This window comes from Streptomyces pimonensis (genome assembly GCF_041380215.1).
Classification (GTDB): domain Bacteria; phylum Actinomycetota; class Actinomycetes; order Streptomycetales; family Streptomycetaceae; genus Streptomyces; species Streptomyces pimonensis.
Genome location: NZ_JAHWZY010000017.1, coordinates 75,169 through 94,919 on the forward strand (window position 1 = coordinate 75,169; position 19,751 = coordinate 94,919).

Annotated in this window: 15 protein-coding genes and 1 riboswitch; of the genes, 2 read left to right on the forward strand and 13 right to left on the reverse strand. The window is 75.0% G+C overall.

The window, feature by feature from the left end; genetic code table 11:
* Positions 1-20: 20 nt before the first annotated feature.
* Complete coding sequence (locus tag KYY02_RS18660; RefSeq protein WP_371239233.1) at positions 21-1,112, forward strand: amidohydrolase family protein; 1,092 nt, start codon at positions 21-23, stop codon at positions 1,110-1,112.
* A 316-nt stretch (positions 1,113-1,428) separates the two neighbouring features.
* Here KYY02_RS18660 and cobC read toward each other — a convergent pair whose 3' ends face one another.
* Genes cobC through cobM form a run of 6 tightly spaced genes read right to left on the reverse strand, consistent with a single transcriptional unit; the run spans position 1,429 to position 7,719 of the window.
* Complete coding sequence (gene cobC, locus KYY02_RS18665) at positions 1,429-2,496, reverse strand: Rv2231c family histidinol phosphate aminotransferase CobC (RefSeq protein WP_371239235.1); 1,068 nt, start codon at positions 2,494-2,496, stop codon at positions 1,429-1,431.
* On the reverse strand, positions 2,486-3,394 hold the full coding sequence (locus tag KYY02_RS18670) for a sirohydrochlorin chelatase (RefSeq protein ID WP_371239237.1): 909 nt from the start codon (positions 3,392-3,394) through the stop codon (positions 2,486-2,488). The genes cobC and KYY02_RS18670 overlap by 11 nt, the downstream gene beginning before the upstream one ends.
* Positions 3,391-3,987, reverse strand: a complete 597-nt coding sequence (locus tag KYY02_RS18675) for a precorrin-8X methylmutase (protein ID WP_371239239.1) — start codon at positions 3,985-3,987, stop codon at positions 3,391-3,393. Before KYY02_RS18675 ends, KYY02_RS18670 begins: the two co-directional genes overlap by 4 nt.
* Entirely contained in the window at positions 3,984-5,666 is a 1,683-nt protein-coding gene (gene cobJ / locus KYY02_RS18680) for a precorrin-3B C(17)-methyltransferase (protein ID WP_371239241.1), read from the reverse strand. Before cobJ ends, KYY02_RS18675 begins: the two co-directional genes overlap by 4 nt.
* Entirely contained in the window at positions 5,663-6,904 is a 1,242-nt protein-coding gene (cbiE, locus tag KYY02_RS18685; protein ID WP_371239243.1) for a precorrin-6y C5,15-methyltransferase (decarboxylating) subunit CbiE, read from the reverse strand. Before cbiE ends, cobJ begins: the two co-directional genes overlap by 4 nt.
* On the reverse strand, positions 6,901-7,719 hold the full coding sequence (cobM, locus tag KYY02_RS18690) for a precorrin-4 C(11)-methyltransferase (protein ID WP_371239245.1): 819 nt from the start codon (positions 7,717-7,719) through the stop codon (positions 6,901-6,903). The genes cbiE and cobM overlap by 4 nt, the downstream gene beginning before the upstream one ends.
* Before the next feature lie 95 nt (positions 7,720-7,814).
* On the opposite strand from cobM, the gene KYY02_RS18695 reads away from it, so the two are divergent.
* Positions 7,815-8,543 (forward strand): ZIP family metal transporter, encoded by a 729-nt coding sequence (locus KYY02_RS18695; protein WP_371239247.1) that lies wholly within the window; start codon positions 7,815-7,817, stop codon positions 8,541-8,543.
* Between the two features lie 17 nt (positions 8,544-8,560).
* Here KYY02_RS18695 and cobI read toward each other — a convergent pair whose 3' ends face one another.
* The 7 genes from cobI to KYY02_RS18730 are packed head-to-tail and all read right to left on the reverse strand — an operon-like array spanning position 8,561 to position 19,417.
* Positions 8,561-9,292 carry a precorrin-2 C(20)-methyltransferase gene (gene cobI / locus KYY02_RS18700; protein ID WP_371239249.1) on the reverse strand — a complete coding sequence of 244 codons (732 nt, stop codon included), beginning with the start codon at positions 9,290-9,292 and terminating at the stop codon, positions 8,561-8,563.
* Positions 9,289-10,716: a cobyrinic acid a,c-diamide synthase CobB gene (locus KYY02_RS18705; protein WP_371239251.1), complete on the reverse strand. Its 1,428-nt coding sequence runs from the start codon at positions 10,714-10,716 to the stop codon at positions 9,289-9,291. The genes cobI and KYY02_RS18705 overlap by 4 nt, the downstream gene beginning before the upstream one ends.
* Entirely contained in the window at positions 10,710-11,309 is a 600-nt protein-coding gene (cobO, locus tag KYY02_RS18710; RefSeq protein ID WP_371239253.1) for a cob(I)yrinic acid a,c-diamide adenosyltransferase, read from the reverse strand. The genes KYY02_RS18705 and cobO overlap by 7 nt, the downstream gene beginning before the upstream one ends.
* Positions 11,309-13,324, reverse strand: coding sequence for a putative cobaltochelatase (locus KYY02_RS18715; protein WP_371239255.1), 2,016 nt, complete (start codon positions 13,322-13,324; stop codon positions 11,309-11,311). The genes cobO and KYY02_RS18715 overlap by 1 nt, the downstream gene beginning before the upstream one ends.
* Positions 13,321-16,971, reverse strand: a complete 3,651-nt coding sequence (cobN, locus tag KYY02_RS18720; RefSeq protein ID WP_371239257.1) for a cobaltochelatase subunit CobN — start codon at positions 16,969-16,971, stop codon at positions 13,321-13,323. Before cobN ends, KYY02_RS18715 begins: the two co-directional genes overlap by 4 nt.
* The gene (locus KYY02_RS18725; RefSeq protein WP_371239259.1) at positions 16,968-18,479 is read right to left on the reverse strand and encodes a cobyric acid synthase; all 1,512 of its coding nucleotides are present in this window, start codon (positions 18,477-18,479) and stop codon (positions 16,968-16,970) included. The genes cobN and KYY02_RS18725 overlap by 4 nt, the downstream gene beginning before the upstream one ends.
* Positions 18,476-19,417 carry a cobalamin biosynthesis protein gene (locus KYY02_RS18730; RefSeq protein WP_371239261.1) on the reverse strand — a complete coding sequence of 314 codons (942 nt, stop codon included), beginning with the start codon at positions 19,415-19,417 and terminating at the stop codon, positions 18,476-18,478. Before KYY02_RS18730 ends, KYY02_RS18725 begins: the two co-directional genes overlap by 4 nt.
* Positions 19,418-19,539: 122 nt before the next feature.
* Positions 19,540-19,677: riboswitch (cobalamin riboswitch) on the reverse strand.
* Positions 19,678-19,751 lie beyond the last annotated feature (74 nt).

The window sequence follows — 19,751 nt, forward strand, 5'->3', positions numbered from 1 at the left end:
CCCTCATTAGGGTGCCGGGTATGAGCGAACGCGCGGTGCTGCACGTGAAGGGGCGGATCCTCGTCGGCCCGGACGAGGTCCGCGACGAGCTGTGGGTCGTCGACGGCCGGATCTCCTACGACCGTCCTGTCGGCGCCCGTGACGTCCGCGCCGTCGACGGCTGGGTGCTGCCCGGCCTGGTCGACGCCCACTGCCACGTGGGCCTCGACCGGCACGGCGCGGTTCCCCAGGGCGTCGCCGAGAAGCAGGCGCTCACCGACCGCGCCGCCGGCGCCCTGCTGCTGCGCGACGCGGGCTCACCGTCGGACACCCGCTGGACCGACGACCGCAACGACCTGCCGAAGATCATCCGAGCCGGCCGGCACATCGCCCGCACCCGCCGCTACATCCGCGGTTACGCCTGGGAGGTCGAGCCCGACGACCTCGTCGCGTACGTCGCGCAGGAGGCCCGGCGCGGCGACGGCTGGGTGAAGCTGGTGGGCGACTGGATCGACCGTGACCTGGGCGACCTGTCGGCCTGCTGGCCGCGCGGCGCGGTCGAGGCGGCGATCGCCGAGGCGCACCGGCTGGGCGCCCGCGTCACCGCGCACTGCTTCGCCGAGGACTCCCTGCGGGACCTGGTCGAGGCCGGCATCGACTGCGTCGAGCACGCGACGGGCCTGACCGACGACACCATCCCCCTCTTCGCCGAACGGGGCGTCGCGATCGTCCCCACCCTGGTCAACATCGCCACCTTCCCCGCCCTCGCCGACGGCGGCGAGTCCCGGTTCCCCCGCTGGTCGGCCCATATGCGCCGGCTCCACGAACGCCGCTACGACACCGTGCGCTCCGCGCACGACGCCGGCATCCCCGTGTTCGTCGGCACGGACGCCGGCGGCACCCTCCCGCACGGCCTCGCCGCCGACGAGGTCGCGGAGCTGACCAAGGCCGGCATTCCACCGGTCGAGGCGCTCGCGGCCGGGACCTGGGCGGCCCGGAAGTGGCTCGGACGGCCGGGCCTGGAGGAGGGTGCCCCGGCGGACCTGGTGGTCTACGGCACCGACCCGCGCGCGGACGTCCGTGTACTGGCGGATCCGCGCCGGGTGGTGCTGAACGGGCGCGTGGTCGGGTGAGGCGGACGCCGTGCGGGGCGCACGAGGGTGACGGCGGGGGACGGCCGCGCCTCCGGAATCCGCACGCATGCGCCAAGTCGCCCCCGAAGGGGTGAAGAAAGCTCGGATCGCCGACGAATCGCTCCCGGCGCGGACGTCCCCTCCGGCCCCGTACCTGCCTCATGGGATCCCACCGCCTCGGACAGCACCGGCTTCTGCACGCCGCACGCCGCCCGGCCGTGGTCGCCGCCCGCACGCGGGTCCCGCCGCCCCTCCTCCTTTCCGAACCCGGAACTCCGCGCCCCGGGGGCCGGGAAGGAGGAGGGGTGGGGGCGGATCACACTGTTCTCAGCGCCTGTCCCAGCGCGCCCAGGAACCCGTCCGCCGTCTTCCGGTCCCGCACCGCCAGACGCAGCCACTCCTCGCCCAGCCCCGGGAACGTGTCCCCGCGCCGCACCGCGTAGCCGAGGGCACGCAGCCGTCGCCGCACCGTCGCCGCGTGCGGCAGCCGGACCAGGACGAAGGGCCCCTCGGCGGGTTCCACCACCCGGAGGCCGTGCCCGGCGAAGTCGCGCAGCCCGGCGGTCAGATGAGCCCGCTCCGCCGCGATGCGGCGGGCCGCGTCGGCCGCCTCCGCCAGGGCCCGCGGCCCCACGCACGCCTCCGCCGCCGCCAGCGCCGGTGTGGACACCGGCCACAGCGGCTGCGCGCGTTCCAGTTCCACGACGGTCTCCGGGTCCGCCAGGACGTAGCCGATCCGCAGCCCCGCCAGCCCCCACGTCTTGGTGAGGCTGCGCAGGACGACGAGACCGGGGAGGTCCGTGCGCCCGGCCAGCGCCTCGCGCTCGCCCGGCACCGCGTCCATGAACGCCTCGTCCACCACCAGCGTCCGTCCCGGCCGGGCGAGCCGGGCGAGCGCCGCGGCCGGGTGCAGCACCGACGTCGGGTTCGTCGGGTTGCCGACCACCACCAGGTCCGCCTCCTTCGGCACCGCCGCCGGTTCCAGCCGGAAGCCGTCCGCCTCCCGCAGCAGCACCCGGTCCACCGTGTGCCCGGCGTCCCGCAGCGCCGCCTCCGGCTCCGTGAACTGCGGATGCACCACCACCGGCCGGCGCACCTTCAGCGCCCGCGCCAGCAGCACGAACGCCTCCGCCGCCCCGGCCGTCAGCAGCACCCGCTCCACCGGCAGCCCGTGCCGCGCCGCCACCGCCGCCCGCGCCGCCCGCCCGTCCGGGTAGGCCGCGAGCCCGGACAGCGACCCGGCGATGTGCTCCCGCAGCCACCCCGGAGGCGCGTCCGCGCGGACGTTCACCGCCAGGTCGACCAGCGCGCAGCCGTCGTCGCGGACCTCGGCGTCCCCGTGGTGCCGCAGGTCGTGCCCGCCGGCCGTCGGCTCAGTGTGCATGGGAGTGCGCGTGGCCGTGCCCGTGGTGGTGATGGCCGTCGTCGTCCGGGTGGAAGTGCGGCTGCTGCGCCAGTCCCACCTTGTCCTCGAAGCCCGGCAGCGCGATCCGGTACACGCACGAGTCGCAGTTCATCCGCAGGTCGCCCTTGACGGCCTCCTCGTACCGCTCCCACACCAGGTCCAGCAGTTCCGACTCCGGACCGATGACGTCCGCCGACCGCACCCCGGTGCCCGGGTTCGCCGCCGCCCACTCCTCGGTCTGCTGCCGCACCCGGTCCGGCAGGATCCCGGTGAACAGGAAGTAGGGCAGGACGACGACCCTGCGCGCCCCCAGCCGTGCGCACCGGTCGAGCCCGCTCGGCACGTCCGGTGCCGCCAGCGACACGAACGCCGTCTCCACGCCCGCGTACCCGCGGCCCTCCCACAGCAGCCGCGCCGCCTTGAACACCTCGGCGTTGGCGTCCGGGTCCGTCGACCCGCGCCCCACCAGGAGCACGGTCACCTCGGACGGGTCCCAGGAGGGGTCCACCGCCTGGGCCAGCCGCCGCTCCAGCACGCTCAGCAGCGCGGGGTGCGGGCCCAGCGGACGGCCGTAGGTGTACGAGATGCCCGGGTGCCGTTCCCTCTCGCGGGCCAGCGCGGCCGGGATGTCCCCCTTGGCGTGCCCGGCGGACACCAGCATCAGCGGCACGGCGGCGAACCGCCGCGCCCCCCGCTCCACCAGCTCGGCGACGGCCTCGCCCAGCGGCGGCGGGGACAGCTCGATGAACCCGCCGGCGACGGGCAGTTCGGGGTGGCGGCGCCCCAGCTCCCGCACGAAGTCGCGGAACGCCTCCGCTCCGGCGTCGTCCCGGGTGCCGTGGCCGGCGATGAGCAGGGCGGGCGGCGGGGTGGTCACAGGTTCTCCTCGGAATCCTCGGGTGAAGCGGGGTGGTACAGCAGGGCGTTGAGCGCGGCGGCGGCGACCGCCGACCCGCCCTTCTCGGACACGTTGCTCACGGCGGGCAGCCCGCTCTCCCGCAACGCGGCCTTGGACTCGGCCGCCCCGACGAAACCGACGGGCAGCCCGATGACGAGCGCGGGGGAGGCGTCCAGGGTCAGCAGTTCCTCCAGGGCGGTCGGCGCGCAGCCGATCACCCACAGGGCGCCGGGCCCGACCTCCTCGTACGCCAGCCGTACGGCGTGCGCGGAGCGCGTCAGCCCCGGCCCGGAGCGCGCGTCCCCGAGCCGGCACACGGTCTTCCGGCGGGTGATCCCGGCCGCGACCATCTCCACGTCCGCCACGACCGGCGCCCCGGCGTGCAGCGCGGCATGGGCCTTCGCCAGCTCGTCCTCGTCCATGACGAGGTCGGACGCGTACTCCAGGTCGGCCGCGGAGTGGATGACCCGCTCCACCACCGCCCGGGTCAGCGGCGAAAGGTGCGAGGTGTCGAGGCGGGCGCGCAGCCGTCGGAAGGACTCCTGCTCGATGGGGTGCACCACGCGGTTCACCGTGCCTCCTCCTGCCAGCGGTAGCCACGCGGGGTGACCATGCGCCCCGCGATCTCCCGGGTCGCCGTGTTGCCCACGGTCACGACCGTCATCATGTCGACCGTCGCCGGGTCCAGCGCGGCCAGCGTGGTCAGCCGGCTCGACTCGTCCGCGCGGGACGCGTTGCGCACCACCCCGACCGGCGTCGCCGGTTCCCGGTGCCCGGCGAGGATCGCGAGCGCCTTCGGCAGCTGCCAGTCACGGCCCCGGCTGCGCGGGTTGTAGAACGTCACCACGAGGTCCGCCTCGGCCGCCGCCCGCACCCGCCGTTCGATGACCTCCCACGGCGTGTGCAGGTCGGACAGGCTGATCGACACGTGGTCGTGGCCCAGCGGCGCGCCCAGGACCGCCCCGGCCGCCAGCGCCGCCGTCACGCCCGGCACCCCGACCACGTCGATGTCGTCGGACGCCTCCGCGAGCGCCGGGGAGGCCATGGCGTACACCCCGGCGTCGCCGCTGCCGATCAGCGCGACCGCCTGCCCGCGCCGGGCCTCGGCGACGGCCGTGCGGGCCCGCTCCTCCTCCGCCCCGAGACCGGACTCCAGCACACGCGTGCCGGGCCGCAGCAGATCGCGGATCTGGTCGACGTACTGGTCGAGCCCCACCAGCACGGAGGCGCGCCGCAGCTCGTCCCTCGCCCGCGGGGTGAGCAGGTCCCGGGCGCCGGGCCCCAGCCCGACCACCGCGAGCCGCCCGCGCCCCGGCCGCCGTACGACGGCGCAGGTCGCCATCGCGGGCCGTGCCGCCGACTTCCGCTTGGGCACGAGCAGTTCGCCCCCGCCCACCAGCGCGGCGGCCTCCGCGACCGACGGGGTGCCGACGGCGGCCAGCGGTGCGTCCGACGGGTTGGGCACCTCGACGCGCGCCAGCTCCTCGGCGGCGTACGTCACCAGGGGCACCCCGAGCCGTCGGGCCGCCGCCACGATGCCGGGCTCGTCGGCCTTGGCGTCCACGGTGGCCAGCTCGGCGAGCGACGCCGCCGACAGTCCGGCCTCGCGCAGGGCGTCCTCGACCAGACCGAGCACCTCGTCCACGGGGGCGCCCTTCGAGGCGCCGACGCCGACGACGAGGGTGGGCGGCCGGAGCACCGCCTCCCGCTCGCCCGGCTCGACCAGCCGGTCCGTGACCCGGAGCGTGTACGCCCCCTCGTCCGCGACCGGGAGCGGTGGCAGCGGCCAGGCCACCTCGGCCCGCAACGCCACCGCCTCCCCGTCCAGCAGGGCCCGCGACACGGCGGCGACGCCGCCCTCCACCGGCAGACCGAGGGTGTCCAGACCCGGCAGACCGGCCGCGTCGGTCGCCGTCGTCACCACCGGCTCGGCGCCCAGCACCTCGCCGACCGCGCGGGCCAGCTCGTTCGCCCCGCCGCCGTGCCCGCCGACCAGCGACACCGCGAACCGTCCGCCCTCGTCGACACAGACCACACCCGGGTCGCTCGCCTTGTCGTCCAGCAGCGGCGCCACCAGCCGCACCACGGCCCCGGTGGCGAGGAAGCACACGAGCTGCTCGCACTCGGCGAACGCGGTCCGCACGGCGTCCGGCACGGGACCCTCGTACACACGCGTGCGGTCCGGCCACACGGCGGCCAGCCGGTCCCGCGCGGCCGCTCCGGCCGCCGTGGCGGAGATGAGGCCGATCACTCGCAGACTCCTTCGGTGTACGCCGGGGGCCTGACGCCCCACAGCAGGAAAACGGGATTGGCCGCCGCCAGCCGGGTCACGTCCCCGGGCAGCGGCGCCAGCCGCGACGACTGCAACAGCACGCCGTCGCAGCAGAGACCGGCGTTCGTCAGCGCCTCGCGGGCCGCCGGAACCCGGTCCAGCGCGGCCACGGCGACGACGACCGTCCGCCGCGCCCGGCGCGCGCACGCGGTGACGACCGCCGGCAGTTCGCGTCCCCCGCCGCCGACGAACACGGCGTCGGGTTCCTCGTCGAGGCCGGCCAGCACATCCGGCGCCGCCCCGTGCACCACGCGCACGTCGACCCCGTGCGCGGCGGCGTTGGCGCGGACGCGCTCCACCCCGTCGGGCGCCTTCTCGACGGCGGTGACGGCGGCACCGAGCCGCGCGCACTCCACGGCCACGGACCCCGACCCCGCGCCGATGTCCCACACCAGCTCGCCGGGGCGCGGACCGAGCCGGGCCAGGGCCAGGGCCCGCACCTCGAACTTGGTGATCATGGAGTCACGGTGGTCGAACCCGGCCTCGTCCAGCGCCCAGCCGGCGGGCTCCCCGCCCCCGGCCCCGCCCGCGACGGTCCGTACCGGCCCGAGGGCCCGCGCCTCGTCCAGGCACAGCACCACGCTCACCGCCGGACCCCAGTCCCGCGCGGCGGCCTCGGCGGGCGTCACCCGCTCCACCCGCTCCTCGGCGGAGCCGAGCGCGGAGGCGACGACCAGCACCCGCGCGGTGTCCCGCAGCGCGGCCCCCAGCTCGGCCGGGCCCGCACCCGGCCCCGTCAGCACGGCGACCTTCGGACGGGCCCGGCACAGGTGCACCGCCGTACGCGGATCCCTGCCGTGCGCGCTCACCACCACGGCGTCGTCCCACGGCAGCCCGACCCGCGCGAAAGCGGCGGCCACGGAGGAGACGCCGGGCCGCACGTCGAGCCGCTCCGGCCCGAACCGCTCGGCCAGCGCCCGCACGATCCCGAAGAACCCGGGGTCCCCGGACGCCAGCACCACGACCGGCCGCTCCTCGGCGACGTACTTCTCCACGATGTCGAGCGCGGGCGCCAGCGGTCCGAGCACGATCCGCTCGGCCCCCTCCGGCAGCCGCACGGCGTCCAGGTGCCGCCGCCCGCCGACCACCAGCTCCGCCCCGGCCGCGCACCGCTCGTCGAGCGGCGTCCCCGCTCCCATCCCGACGACGGTGATCACGTGCTCGCACCCCGCGAACGCAACGCCCGGCGCGCCTCCGGGTCGGCCTTGCGGAAGCCGTGGAAGTGACCGGGGTGGTACAGGTGCGAGCGGGTGCCGTGCGCGTCGAGCGCCGGGCCGACCAGGAACAGCGTGTGCTTCCAGAGCTTGTGCTCCTTGACCGTCTCCTCCAGCGTGCCGATCGTGCACTTCACGACCAGCTCCTCCGGCCAGGTCGCCTGGTACGCGACGACGACCGGCGTGGACGTCGGATAGCCGCCCTCCAGCAGCTCCCGCACCAGCTGCCCACTGCGGGCGGCCGACAGGAAGACCGCCATGGTGGTGCCGTGCCGCGCGAACTCGCGGACCTCCTCACCGGGCGGCATCGGCGTCTTGCCGCCGCCGAGCCGGGTCAGCACCACGGACTGCGCCACCTCGGGAATGGTCAGTTCCCGCCGCGCGAGCGCCGCGACGGCGGAGAACGACGACACACCCGGCACGATCTCGGTGGCGACACCGAGCTCCGCGCACCGGTCGACCTGCTCCTGGGTGCCGCCCCACAGCGCGGGATCGCCCGAGTGGATCCGCGCGACCTTCAGCCCTTCCGCGTGGGCCCGCTCGTAGACGGCCACGACGTCCTCCAGGGACATCGTCGCCGAGTCGAGGACCTCGGCGTCCTCACGCGCGTGCCGGAGGACCTCCTCCTGCACCAGGCTTGCGGCCCAGATCACGACATCGGCCTCGGCGATGGCGCGCGCGGCACGGAACGTCAGCAGATCGGCGGCGCCGGGGCCGGCTCCGACGAAGGTCACCTTGCCGCCTGCGGCATCGGCCATGGAAATCGGTCCTCTCTGGCGAACGGTCAAAGACAGTGGGCGGTGAGCGGCTGTCACGCGTGCGTGAACGAGCGCCGATCGGATACGAAGAGCACATGGCGGTCCTCGTCGCGCTCGGCGCGTTCCTGATGACGCTGGCCGGCGGCTGGGCGGCGCACCGCGTGACCGACCGACGCCACCTGGTGCTGGGCCTGGCCGGCGGGCTGATGCTCGGCGTCGTCGGCCTCGAACTCCTCCCGGAGTCCCTGGAGGCGGCCGGCACCGAGGTGTACGGCGTCCCCGCGGCCCTGCTGCTCTTCGTCGCCGGCTTCCTGCTGGCCCACCTGGTGGAACGCCTGCTGGCCCACCGCCAGGCCGCGCACGGCGCCGGGGAGAGCGACGGCCGCACGCCCGAGGTGGGCCTCACGGCCGCCGCCGCGATGGTCGGCCACAGCGCCATGGACGGCGTGGCGATCGGCGCCGCCTTCCAGGTCGGCGGCGGCATGGGCGCCGCCGTCGCGGTGGCCGTGATCGCCCACGACTTCGCGGACGGCTTCAACACGTACACGCTCACGCGCGTCTACGGGAACGCCCGCCGCCGCGCGCTGACGATGCTGTTCGCGGACGCGGCGGCGCCGGTGGCGGGCGCCGCCTCGACCCTGTTCCTCACCATCCCGGAGCCGCTGCTCGGCGGCTACCTCGGTCTGTTCGGCGGCGCCCTGCTCTACCTCGCGGCGGCCGAGATCCTGCCCGAGGCCCACCACGAGCACCCGGCCCGTTCCACTCTGCTGTGCACGGTCGCGGGCGCGCTGTTCATCTGGCTGGTGGTGGGCGTCGCGCACTGAGCGCGACCCGGCCCGGCTCACAGTTTCCCGCCCCGCCCGCCGTCACGCCGCGGCGGCGCGATGAGCGTCGAGAGGTACGGCAGCGGCGCCCCGTCCAGCTCGGCGGCCGGCCGCACCGACTCCTCCGGCAGCCCGAGCGCCGACCCCCACACCGCGTCCCCGATCCGCCCGGTCTCCCGCAGCGCCTCGGCGACCTCGCCGGCCTGCCGCCCGAACTTGTACGCGACGACGGTCCCGGGTCCGGCCAGGGCGTCCCTGAGCACGGCGGCCCCGGCGGTCACCGGAACCAGCGTGAGCGGCTCGGTCCCCTCGGTCAGCACCGCACCCGACCGCGCCGCCAGATCCTGCATGGCGGTGATCCCCGGAACGGTCTCGACGACGGTGTCCGGCACCAGCTCCACGAGGGTCTGGGCCAGATACGTGAACGTCGAGTACACGTTGGGGTCCCCGATGGTCGCGAAGGCGACGGCCCCGTGCTCCCGCAGCAGTCCGGCGACCCGCTCGCCGGCGGCGTCCCAGGCCGCCTCGCGCCGTGCCCGGTCGCTCTGCTCGTTCAGCGCGAACACCACCCGGACGACCTTCCCGGCGGGCACGTAGTGCAGCACGGTCGCCTCGGCCCGCCCGCGCTCACCGGAGTCGAGGACCGGCACCACGACGACGTCGGCGGCCCGCAGCGCGTTGACCCCCTTGACGGTCACCAGCTCCGGATCCCCGGGTCCGACCCCGACCCCGACCAGCCTGCTGCTCATGACGTCCGGCACCTCTCCACGAACCGACGGGCGACACCGGGCTCGGACGCCCAGTGCGTGTGCAGATAGCTCGCGTGCACACCACGCTGTACGAATCCCTCGACACGCCGTTCGGGCGCCCGCATCCCCCAGGCGGGTTCCTGCCCGGCCCCCGGCTCGACGACGGTCCGGTGGAACTCGTGCCCCCGCATCCGGGTACCGGCGCCGGCCAGCACACTGTCGCCCACGGCCACGGCGTCCCGGTACCCCAGGGTCAGTCGCTCCGACATCCGCGCGGAGGCGTCCAGCACCCCGCACATGGGCAGCCCGTCGAGTTCCCGGCACAGGTACAGCAACCCGGCACACTCGGCCGCGACGGGAGCACCGCCGAGGGCGAGTTCGGCGACGGCCTTGCGCAGCGACCCGTTGGCGGACAGCTCCGAGGCGTACACCTCGGGGAACCCCCCGCCGATGACCAGCCCGGCGGTCCCCTCGGGCAGTTCCTCGTCCCGCAACGGATCAAAGGTGACGACCTCGGCCCCGGCAGCGGTCAGCAGCTCGGCATGCTCCGCATAGGAGAACGTGAAAGCCGCTCCACCGGCGAGCGCGACGACCGGCCCGCCCGGGGGAGTCGGAGGAGGGGACCCGGCCGGGGCCGAAGGGGAGCCCGGGGACGGGACCGGAAGGGACGGCGAGGGCGAGGAGAGCAGAGCCGCACCCGCATCCCACGCCGCACCGGGCAACGCCCCCGCACTGCGCGCCAGCGAGACCAACGCCGCCAGATCACACCCGTCGGCGACCTGAGCGGCCATCGCCGAAACGGCCTCGACAGCAGCGGCCCGCCGCTCGGCCACGGGCACCAGCCCCAGATGCCGCGACGGCGTGTCGACCTGCCGTGCCCGCCGCAGGACACCGAGCACCGGCACCCCGACGGAGTCCAATGCCTCCCGCAGCAACCCTTCGTGCCGGTCCGAGGCGACCTTGTTCAGGATCACGCCCCCGACCCGCACCTTTGGGTCCCAGCTCACGAACCCGTGCACCAGCGCCGCCACCGACCGCGACTGCGCCGACGCGTCGACGACGAGCACGACCGGCGCCCGGAGCGTCTTCGCCACCTGCGCGGTGGACGCCAGCTCGCCCTCACCGGCCGCCCCGTCGTACAACCCCATCACGCCCTCGACGACGGCGACGTCGCACCCGCCCGCACCGTGCGCGAACAGCGGGGCGACCAGCTCGGGACCGCACAGGTACGCGTCGAGGTTCCGCCCCGTCCGCCCGGTGGCCAGCGCGTGGTAACCGGGGTCGATGTAGTCGGGCCCCACCTTGTGCGGGGACACGGTGAACCCCCGCGCGGACAGCGTGGCCATCAACCCCGTGGCGACGGTGGTCTTCCCGCTCCCCGACGAGGGCGCGGCGATCACCAGCCGCGGGACGGAGCTCACCACTCGATGCCCCTCTGCCCCTTCTGCCCGACGTCCATGGGGTGTTTGACCTTGGACATGTCGGTCACGAGGTCGGCGACCCCGACCAGCTTCTCCGGCGCGTTCCGCCCCGTGATCACCACGTGCTGCGTCCCCGGCCGCTCCCGCAGCACGGACACCACCTCGTCGGTGTCGACCCACCCCCAGTGCATCGGGTAGGCGAACTCGTCGAGCACGTACAGCCTGTACGTCTCGGCGGCGAGGTCCCGCTTGACCTGTTCCCAGCCCTCGCGGGCCTTCTCCTCGTTGTCCATCTGCGCGTCGCGCTGGACCCAGGACCAGCCCTCGCCCATCTTGTGCCAGTCGACGGTCCCGCCCTCACCGCTGGCGCCCAGCACGCGCAGCGCGTTCTCCTCGCCGACCTTCCACTTCGCCGACTTGACGAACTGGAACACCCCGATCGGCCACCCCTGGTTCCAGGCCCGCAGGGCAAGCCCGAACGCGGCGGTCGACTTCCCCTTGCCGATGCCCGTGTGCACGACGACCAGCGGACGGTTGCGCCGCTGGCGGGTCGTCAGCCCGTCATCGGGTACGACACTCGGCTGTCCCTTCGGCATTACGCGGCCCTCCTCGAAGTCGAAGTCCCCTGCACGTCCCTCACCAGCCCGGCGATCGAGTCGGCCCGCAGCTCGTCCAGCGTCACGGCGCTGCCGCCCAGCTCACCGGCCAGCCGCCCGGCGAGCCCCAGCCGCACCGGCCCCGACTCGCAGTCCACGACCACCGACGCGATCCCCTCGGCCGCGAACAGCCGCGCCGCGCGCGAGGCCAGCGCGACCGGATCCGGACCACCGGTGGCCCGCCCGTCCGTCACCACCACGACCAGCGGACGCCGTGCCGGGTCCCGCAGCCGCTCCACCCGCAGCACGTCGTGCGCCTTGAGCAGTCCCGCCGCCAGTGGGGTCCGCCCACCGGTCGGCAGCGACTCCAGCCGGGCCGCCGCCGCGTCCACCGACGACGTGGGCGGCAGGGCGACATCGGCCGCCGACCCCCGGAAGGTCACCAGACCCACCTTGTCCCGCCGTTGGTAGGCGTCGAGCAGCAGCGACACCACGGCACCCTTCACGGCGCCCATCCGCTGCCGCGCCGCCATCGACCCCGAGGCGTCCACGACGAACAGCACGAGGTTCGACTCACGCCCCTCGCGCGTGGCCTGCCGCAGATCGTCCCGGCGCACCACCAGCCCCGGCCCGGAGCGGCCCCGCGCCCGCTGGTGCGGAGCCGCCGCCCGCACGGTCGCCGCCAGATGCAACTTCGTCAGCGCAGCCCCGGGCCGCCGCGCACCCGTCGTGCGCCCGTGCTCGGTCCGCGCCCGTGACCGACGCCCGGCGGCGCCCTCACCGATCCCGGGCACGCTCAGCACCTTCGTGCGGAAGGGATCGGCGGCGCCCGCCGGGGACCGCTCACCGGAACCGGTCCCCGCGGACTGCTCGGCCTCCCCGGTTTCCCCGGCCTCGGCCGGCGCCCCCGCGTCACCACCGCCCTGCGGGCCCTCCGGGCCTTCCGCGGGCGGCTGCCCGCCACCCCCGTCGGGCCCGTCCGGATCGGTGTCGGGGCCGTCGTCGCCCCCGGACTCCTCCAGCGTCTCGTCGAGCTTGTCCTCGTCGAGGCCCGGCGCGTCGAACGGATTCCGCCTCCGCCGGTGGGGGAGGGCCAGCAGCGCGGCCTGCCGCACGTCCTCGGCCAGCACGTCCGTCCGCCCCGCCCAGGCCGCCAGCGCGGTCGCCGTACGCGCCATCACGATGTCGGCCCGCATGCCGTCCACCTCGAACGCCGCGCAGGTCGCCGCGATCTGCCGCAGCGCCGCGTCCCCGAGCCGCACCGACGGCAACAGCTCCCGCGCCGCCACGATCCGTGCCCGTACGGCGGCCTCCTCGCCGGCCCACCGGGCGGCGAAGGCGGCGGGGGCGTCGTCGTACGCCAGCCGCCGCCGTACGACCTCCACCCGCTGGTCGGGTTCGCGCGAGGCGGCCACCTCGACGGTCAGCCCGAACCGGTCGAGGAGCTGCGGACGCAGTTCGCCCTCCTCGGGATTCATGGTCCCGACGAGCAGGAACCGCGCCGCGTGCCGCACGGAGACGCCCTCGCGCTCGACGTACGAGGCGCCCATCGCCGCGGCGTCCAGCAGCAGGTCGACCAGGTGGTCGTGGAGGAGGTTGACCTCGTCGACGTACAGGATCCCCCGGTGCGCGTCGGCCAGCAGCCCCGGCTCGAACGCCTTCACGCCCTCCGCCAGCGCCCGCTCGATGTCGAGCGCGCCGACCAGCCGGTCCTCGGAGGCGCCCACGGGCAGTTCGACCATGCGGGCGGGCCGCGCGGCACCGCCGCCGCTCTCGTGCGGACCGTCCGGGCAGCCGGGGTCCGGGGCCGCGGGGTCGCAGGAGAAACGGCAGCCGGGCACCACGGCGACCTCCGGCAGCAGCGCCGAGAGGGCACGCACCGCCGTCGACTTCGCGGTGCCCTTCTCGCCGCGCACCAGCACACCGCCGACCGCCGGGGAGACGGCGTTCAGCAGCAGCGCGAGCCGCAGGTCGTCCTGGCCGACGACGGCCGTGAACGGAAAGGGGGTGGTCACTGGTCGCCCTCCAGATCGCCTTCGAGTTCCAGGTAGGTGGCGCGCAGCCGCTCCAGCGTGTCCGCGTCCGGTTCGGCCCACAGCCCGCGGTCGGCGGCCTCCAGCAGCCGCTCGGTGATGCCGCGCAGGGCCCACGGGTTGGACTGCTTCATGAAGTCCCGGTTCTCCGGGTCGAAGACGTACTCCGCGCTGAGCTTCTCGTACATCCAGTCGTCCACGACACCGGCCGTGGCGTCGTACCCGAAGAGGTAGTCGACGGTGGCCGCCATCTCGAAGGCGCCCTTGTAGCCGTGCCGCCGCATCGCCGCCATCCAGCGCGGGTTGACCACGCGGGCCCGGAAGACCCGGTGCGTCTCCTCGCCGAGCGTGCGGGTCCTCACCTGGTCCGGAGTCGCCGAGTCCCCCACGTACGCCTCGGGGCTGGCCCCCGTCAGGTGCCGCACCATGGCGACCATGCCGCCGTGGTACTGGAAGTAGTCGTCGGCGTCGACGAGGTCGTGCTCGCGCGTGTCGACGTTCTTCGCCGCCACCGCGATCCGCCGGAACGCCGTCTCCATGTCCCCGCGCGCCGCCCGCCCGTCGAGCCCGCGACCGTAGGCGTAGCCGCCCCAGACCGCGTACACCTCGGCGAGGTCCGCGTCCGAGCGCCAGTTCCGCGCGTCGATCAGCGGCAGCAGACCGGCCCCGTAGGCCCCCGGTTTCGAGCCGAAGATGCGCGCGGTGGCCCGCCGCCGGTCGCCGTGCCCGGCGGTGTCCTCGTCGGCGTGCGCCCGTACGTAGTTGGACTCGGCGGGCTCGTCCAGCTCCGCCACCGCCCGCACCGCGTCGTCGATCAGCCCCACCACGTGCGGGAACGCGTCCCGGAAGAACCCGGAGATGCGGACCGTCACGTCGATGCGCGGCCGGCCCAGCTCCTCGAGGCCGACCACCTCGAACCCGGTCACCCGCCGCGACGCGTCGTCCCACACCGGACGGCACCCCAGCAGCGCCAGGATCTCGGCGATGTCGTCGCCCTGGGTGCGCATCGCGGAGGTGCCCCACACCGTCAGGCCGACGGACTTCGGGTACGCGCCCGTGTCCTGCAGGTACCGCTGCACCAGCGAGTCCGCGAGGGACTGCCCGACCTCCCAGCTCAGCCGCGAGGGGATCGCCTTGGGGTCGACGGAGTAGAAGTTCCGCCCGGTCGGCAGCACGTTGACCAGCCCGCGGGTGGGCGATCCCGACGGTCCCGCCGGGACGTAACCGCCGTCCAGCGCCCGCAGGATGTGCCCGATCTCGTCCGTCGTCCGGGCCAGCCGGGGCACGACCTCCTCACAGGCGAACCGCAGCACGGCCACGGCGTCGGGGAGCTCCGTGCCCAGCACCTCCCGCACCAGCGGGGGGACCGAGCCGGCCGCCCAGCCGCGCTCCTCCATCCCCTCCGCGAACCGCCGGCACAGCTGCTCCAGCAGGTCGATCACGTCCGCGCCGCTGCGCGCCGGACCGTCCACCAGATCCGTCAGTTCCACCGGCGCCTTCACCGGTGCGCCCGGCTCGGCCAGCAGTTCCTTCTCCACCAGCCCGAAGTGCGCGGCCAGCGCGGCCCGCAGACCCGGCAGCGCGTTCGCCCGCCCGCCCCACACCTGCGAGGCGCGGAGCACCGCCAGCACGAGGTTCACGCGCGGCTCGCCGACCGGGCCGCCGCCGAGAACGTGCAGGCCGTCCCTGATCTGCACGTCCTTGATCTCGCACAGATAGCCGTCGATGTGCATGACGAACTCGTCGAAGGCGTCGTCGTCCGGCTGGTCGTCCACGTGCAGGTCGTGGTGGAGCTCGGCGGCCTTCACCAGCGTCCAGATCTGCGCGCGCACCGCCGGCGCCTTCGCCGGGTCCAGGTCGGAGACCAGCGCGTACTCGTCGAGCAGCTGCTCCAGCTTGGCCAGATCGCCGTACGTGTCGGCCCGCGCCATCGGCGGCACCAGGTGGTCGACCACCGTCGCGTGCCCGCGCCGCTTGGCCTGGGTGCCCTCGCCGGGGTCGTTGACGATGAACGGGTAGATCAGCGGCAGGTCGCCGAGCACCGCGTCCGGCGCGCACCCGGCGCCCAGCCCCAGCCCCTTGCCCGGCAGCCACTCCATCGTGCCGTGCTTGCCCATGTGCACGATCGCGTCGGCGCCGAAGCTGTTCTCCAGCCAGCGGTAGGCCGCCATGTAGTGGTGCGAGGGCGGCATGTCGGGGTCGTGGTAGATCGCGATCGGGTTCTCCCCGAAGCCGCGCGGCGGCTGGATCATCACCACGACGTTCCCGAACCGCAGGCACGCCAGCACGATGTCGTCCCCGTCGACGTACAGCGACCCCGGCGGCTCGCCCCATGCCTGACGCATCCCGTCCCGCAGCTCCGGGTCCAGCTGCTCGAACCATGCCCGGTAGTCCGCCAGCGGCACCCGCGCGGGCGCGGCGGCCAGCTGCTCCTCGGTCAGCCACTCGACGTCGTGTCCGCCGGCCTCGATGAGCCGGTGGATCAGCTCGTCACCGCCGGAGGGGTAGCCGTCGACCGCGTACCCCGCCTCCCGCAGCGCGTCCAGCACCCGGACCGCCGACGCGGGCGTGTCCAGGCCGACCGCGTTGCCGACGCGGGAGTGCTTGGTCGGGTACGCGGTGAAGACGAGCGCGAGCTTCTTCCCGGCGTTCGGCTTGTGCCCCAGCCGGGCGTGCCGTACGGCGATCCCGGCCACCCGCGCGGCCCGCTCCGGATCGGCGACGTACACCGGGACGTCGTCGGGGCCCTGCTCCTTGAAGGAGAACGGGACGGTGATCAGCCGGCCGTCGAACTCGGGGATGGCGACCTGCATCGCCGCGTCCATGGGGGACAGGGCGGCGTCGGACTCCTCCCACGCGGCGCGCGAGGAGGTGAGGCAGAGCCCTTGCAGCACCGGCACGTCCAGGTCGGCGAGCGCCCCGATGTCCCAGGCCTCCTCGTCACCGCCCGCCGACGCCTGCGAGGCGTGCGTGCCGCCGGCCGCCAGCACGGTGGCGACCAGGGCGTCGGCCTCGGCCAGCAGCCCGTAGAGTTCCGGGTCGGCGCCGCGCAGCGAACCGCAGTACACGGGGAGGGCGTTGGCGCCCCGCGCCTCGATCGCGTCGCACAGCGTGTCCACGAAGGCGGTGTTGCCGCTCAGTTCGTGGGCGCGGTAGAACAGCACGCCGACCGTCGGGCGGCCCCGCTCCAGGGCACGCTCGCCGTGGACGCCGTACTCCGGCATCTTCCGCGGCTCCTCGAAGCCCTCGCCGGTCAGCAGCACGGTGTCCGACAGGAAACGGGCCAGTTCGGTGAGGTTGTCCGGGCCGCCCTCGACGAGGTACCGCAGCGCCTCCGCCACCACACCGGCCGGCACCGTCGACTCGGCCATGAGCTCCGCGTCCGGCACCGTCTCCCCGCCGAGCAGCACCGCGGGGATCCCGGACGCCTTCAGCGCCGCGAGCCCGTCCTCCCAGGCGCGCTTGCCGCCCAGCAGCCGTACGACGGCGAGGTCCGCCCCGTCCAGCAGCGCGGGCAGCTCGGCCGCCACGTCCACGCGGGTCGGGTTGCCGATCCGGTAGGGGGCGCCGGAGGCACGGGCCGCCAGCAGGTCCGTGTCGGCGGTCGACAACAACAACACAGTGCTCATGCGGGTGCTCCCGGTGGGATGAAGGGCAGTCCTTGCGGCGCGCCGGACTCGATGAGCCGCCACAGCGCGTCCGTGTCCGCGTGCTGTTCGATCAGGTCGCCGAGCCGGTCGAGCTGCTCCTCGCGCAGCGCGGCGAACGAGGTGTCGGGGGACGGTACGAAGCGGCGCCCCGCGGCGGCGGCCACCTCGCGCAGGAAGGCCCGCCGGAAACCGTCCGACTCCAGCGAGCCGTGCCAGTGCGTGCCCCAGGTCTGTCCGACCCGGCAGCCGTCCAGGAAGGGGTCTCCCCCCAGCACGTCGGCGACCCCGTGATGGATCTCGTACCCCTCGACGGGCTCCCCGAGCGCCCGGCCGGCGGGGCGGGTGAGCGTCTTCTCGTGGGCGAACCGCACCCGTACGGGCAGGACGCCGAGCCCGGCGACCCGGCCCCGCCGGCTCTCGACGTCGTCCTCGATGCGCTCCCCGAGCACCTGGAACCCGCCGCAGATCCCGAGCACCGGGCGTCCCTCGGCCGCCCGCCGCCGCAGCGCGTCCGCCAGCCCGCGCTCCCGCAGCCACTCCAGCGCCCGCACGGTGCCGCGCGTACCCGGCACCACCACGAGGTCGGCGTCGGCCAGCTCCTCGGGACGGTCCACGAACCGCACCACGACACCCGGCTCGGCGGCGAGCGCGTCCACGTCGGTGAAGTTGGACATCAGCGGCACCGCGCACACGGCGACCCGCAGCACGTCCTCACCGACCGGCGCGGCGACCACGGACTCCCGTACGGCGCCGCGCAGCGACACCCTGAGTCCGTCCTCCTCGTCGATGCCGAGCCCGTGCCGGAAGGGCAGCACGCCGTAGGTCCGCCGCCCGGTCAGGCCGCGCAGCATGTCGAGGCCCGGTTCCAGCAGCGACACGTCGCCCCGGAACTTGTTCACCAGGAACCCGGCGACCAGCTCCTGGTCCTCGGGGGAGAGCAGTGCGACGGTGCCGAAGAAGGACGCGAAGACGCCGCCCCGGTCGATGTCGCCGACCACGAGGACCGGCAGCCCGGCGTTCCGGGCGATCCCCATGTTCACGATGTCGGTGCGCCGCAGGTTGATCTCGGCCGGGCTGCCGGCCCCCTCACAGATCACCGCCTCATACGTGCCCCGCAACTGCTCCAGGCAGTCCAGCACCGTGCCGAGGAGCCGCTGCTGCCGCCCGCCGTGGTAGCCGCGCGCGCTCATCTCGCCGACCGGCCTGCCCAGCAGCACCACCTGGCTGGACCGCTCGCCGCCCGGCTTGAGCAGCACCGGGTTCATCAGCGCGGTCGGCTCGACCCGGCAGGCCTGGGCCTGCATGGCCTGCGCCCGCCCGATCTCGGCGCCCTCCCGCGTCACGAACGAGTTCAGCGACATGTTCTGCGCCTTGAACGGCGCGACCTTGACGCCCTGCCGCACCAGCCACCGGCAGATCCCGGCGGTCACCACGCTCTTGCCGGCGTCCGAGGTGGTCCCGGCGACCAGCAGCCCTCCGCCGCTCACGACGTACGTCCCTTCATGGCGCTCCGTGCGACGGCGCCGGCCGCGAGCGCGAGCCAGCCGACCCGCCGCGAGAGCCGTACCGCCCGGTCGATGTCGGACACGGCGACGGCACGTCCGCCGCCGTTGAGCACGGGCCGGTGCTCGACCCGCCCGCCGTAGGAGAGGGGTCCGCCGAGCCGCACGCCGAGCGCGCCCGCGAAGGACGCCTCGACGGGTCCGGCGTTGGGGCTCGGGTGCTCCGCCGCGTCCGCGCGCCACGCCCGCACGGACCCGCGCGGGTCCGGTCCCGCGAGCGCGGCGAGCACGGCGGTCAGCCGCGCCCCGGGCCACCCGGCGACGTCGTCGAGGCGGGCGGAGGCCCAGCCGTAGCGGCGGTAACGGGGGGACTTGTGGCCGACCATCGCGTCCAGTGTGTTGACGGCCCGGAACCCGAGCAGTCCCGGCACCCCGGCGACGGCGCCCCACACCAGCGCGCCCACCACGGCGTCGGAGGTGTTCTCGGCGACGGACTCGACCACCGCGCGGGCGATCCCGTCGGCGTCCAGGGCCTGCGGGTCCCGGCCGCACAGGTGCGGCAGCCGCGCCCGGGCCGCCTCGACGTCCCCGGCCTCCAGCGCCCGTCCGATGGCGCGGGCCTCCCGGGCCAGCGAGGTCCCGCCGACGACGGCCCAGGTGGCGACACCGGTCAGGGCGGCGGAGGCGGCGGGGGAGGAGCGTACGAGGCGTGCGGCCAGGCTCCCCAGCGCCACGGTCCCGCCGACGCACACGGCGGTGTGCATCGCGCCCCGGCCCCGGTCGTCCCGCCACAGCACCCGTTCCACGGCGGCCGCGGCCCGCCCGAAAGCGGCGACCGGATGCCCCCGGCGGGGATCGCCGAGCAACAGGTCGCCGAGGAGGCCGGCGGCGGCACCGTACGCGAACACGCGATCGGTACCCATGGGGTCAGCCGACCGCGGATCCGCAGGGGACGGCCCCCGGACGGGGCGGAGTGTCGCTGGTCGACCTCGGCAGGCAGCCGCGCATGGCGTTATGTCCTCACTCAGGGTGTCCACGCCCTGGTTCGACGAGACCGGCGGTGAGAGTTCCTGGCTCCCGGGATGTTCACCCCGGTGACAGTGGCGGGACCGCGCCGGAATCGCACCGGCTTCCTCTCCTGCCGCCGTAGTGGCTGAGGCAGTCCACCACGGCCCTGGAAGGGCCGTCAACTTGCCGTTGACCTGCGAGGCTGAAGTGTGCTGAGGCCCACAGGGGGACTCCGGTGGGTGAACCCCG

Bases quoted from the DNA above. Each gene is read 5' to 3' on its own strand.
- KYY02_RS18660 (WP_371239233.1), top strand. From the start codon at position 21: ATGAGCGAACGCGCGGTGCTGCACGTGAAGGGGCGGATCCTCGTCGGC.
- cobC (WP_371239235.1), bottom strand. From the start codon at position 2,496: ATGCACACTGAGCCGACGGCCGGCGGGCACGACCTGCGGCACCACGGG.
- cobM (WP_371239245.1), bottom strand. From the start codon at position 7,719: ATGGCCGATGCCGCAGGCGGCAAGGTGACCTTCGTCGGAGCCGGCCCC.
- KYY02_RS18695 (WP_371239247.1), top strand. From the start codon at position 7,815: ATGGCGGTCCTCGTCGCGCTCGGCGCGTTCCTGATGACGCTGGCCGGC.
- cobI (WP_371239249.1), bottom strand. From the start codon at position 9,292: ATGAGCAGCAGGCTGGTCGGGGTCGGGGTCGGACCCGGGGATCCGGAG.
- cobO (WP_371239253.1), bottom strand. From the start codon at position 11,309: ATGCCGAAGGGACAGCCGAGTGTCGTACCCGATGACGGGCTGACGACC.
- cobN (WP_371239257.1), bottom strand. From the start codon at position 16,971: ATGAGCACTGTGTTGTTGTTGTCGACCGCCGACACGGACCTGCTGGCG.
- KYY02_RS18730 (WP_371239261.1), bottom strand. From the start codon at position 19,417: ATGGGTACCGATCGCGTGTTCGCGTACGGTGCCGCCGCCGGCCTCCTC.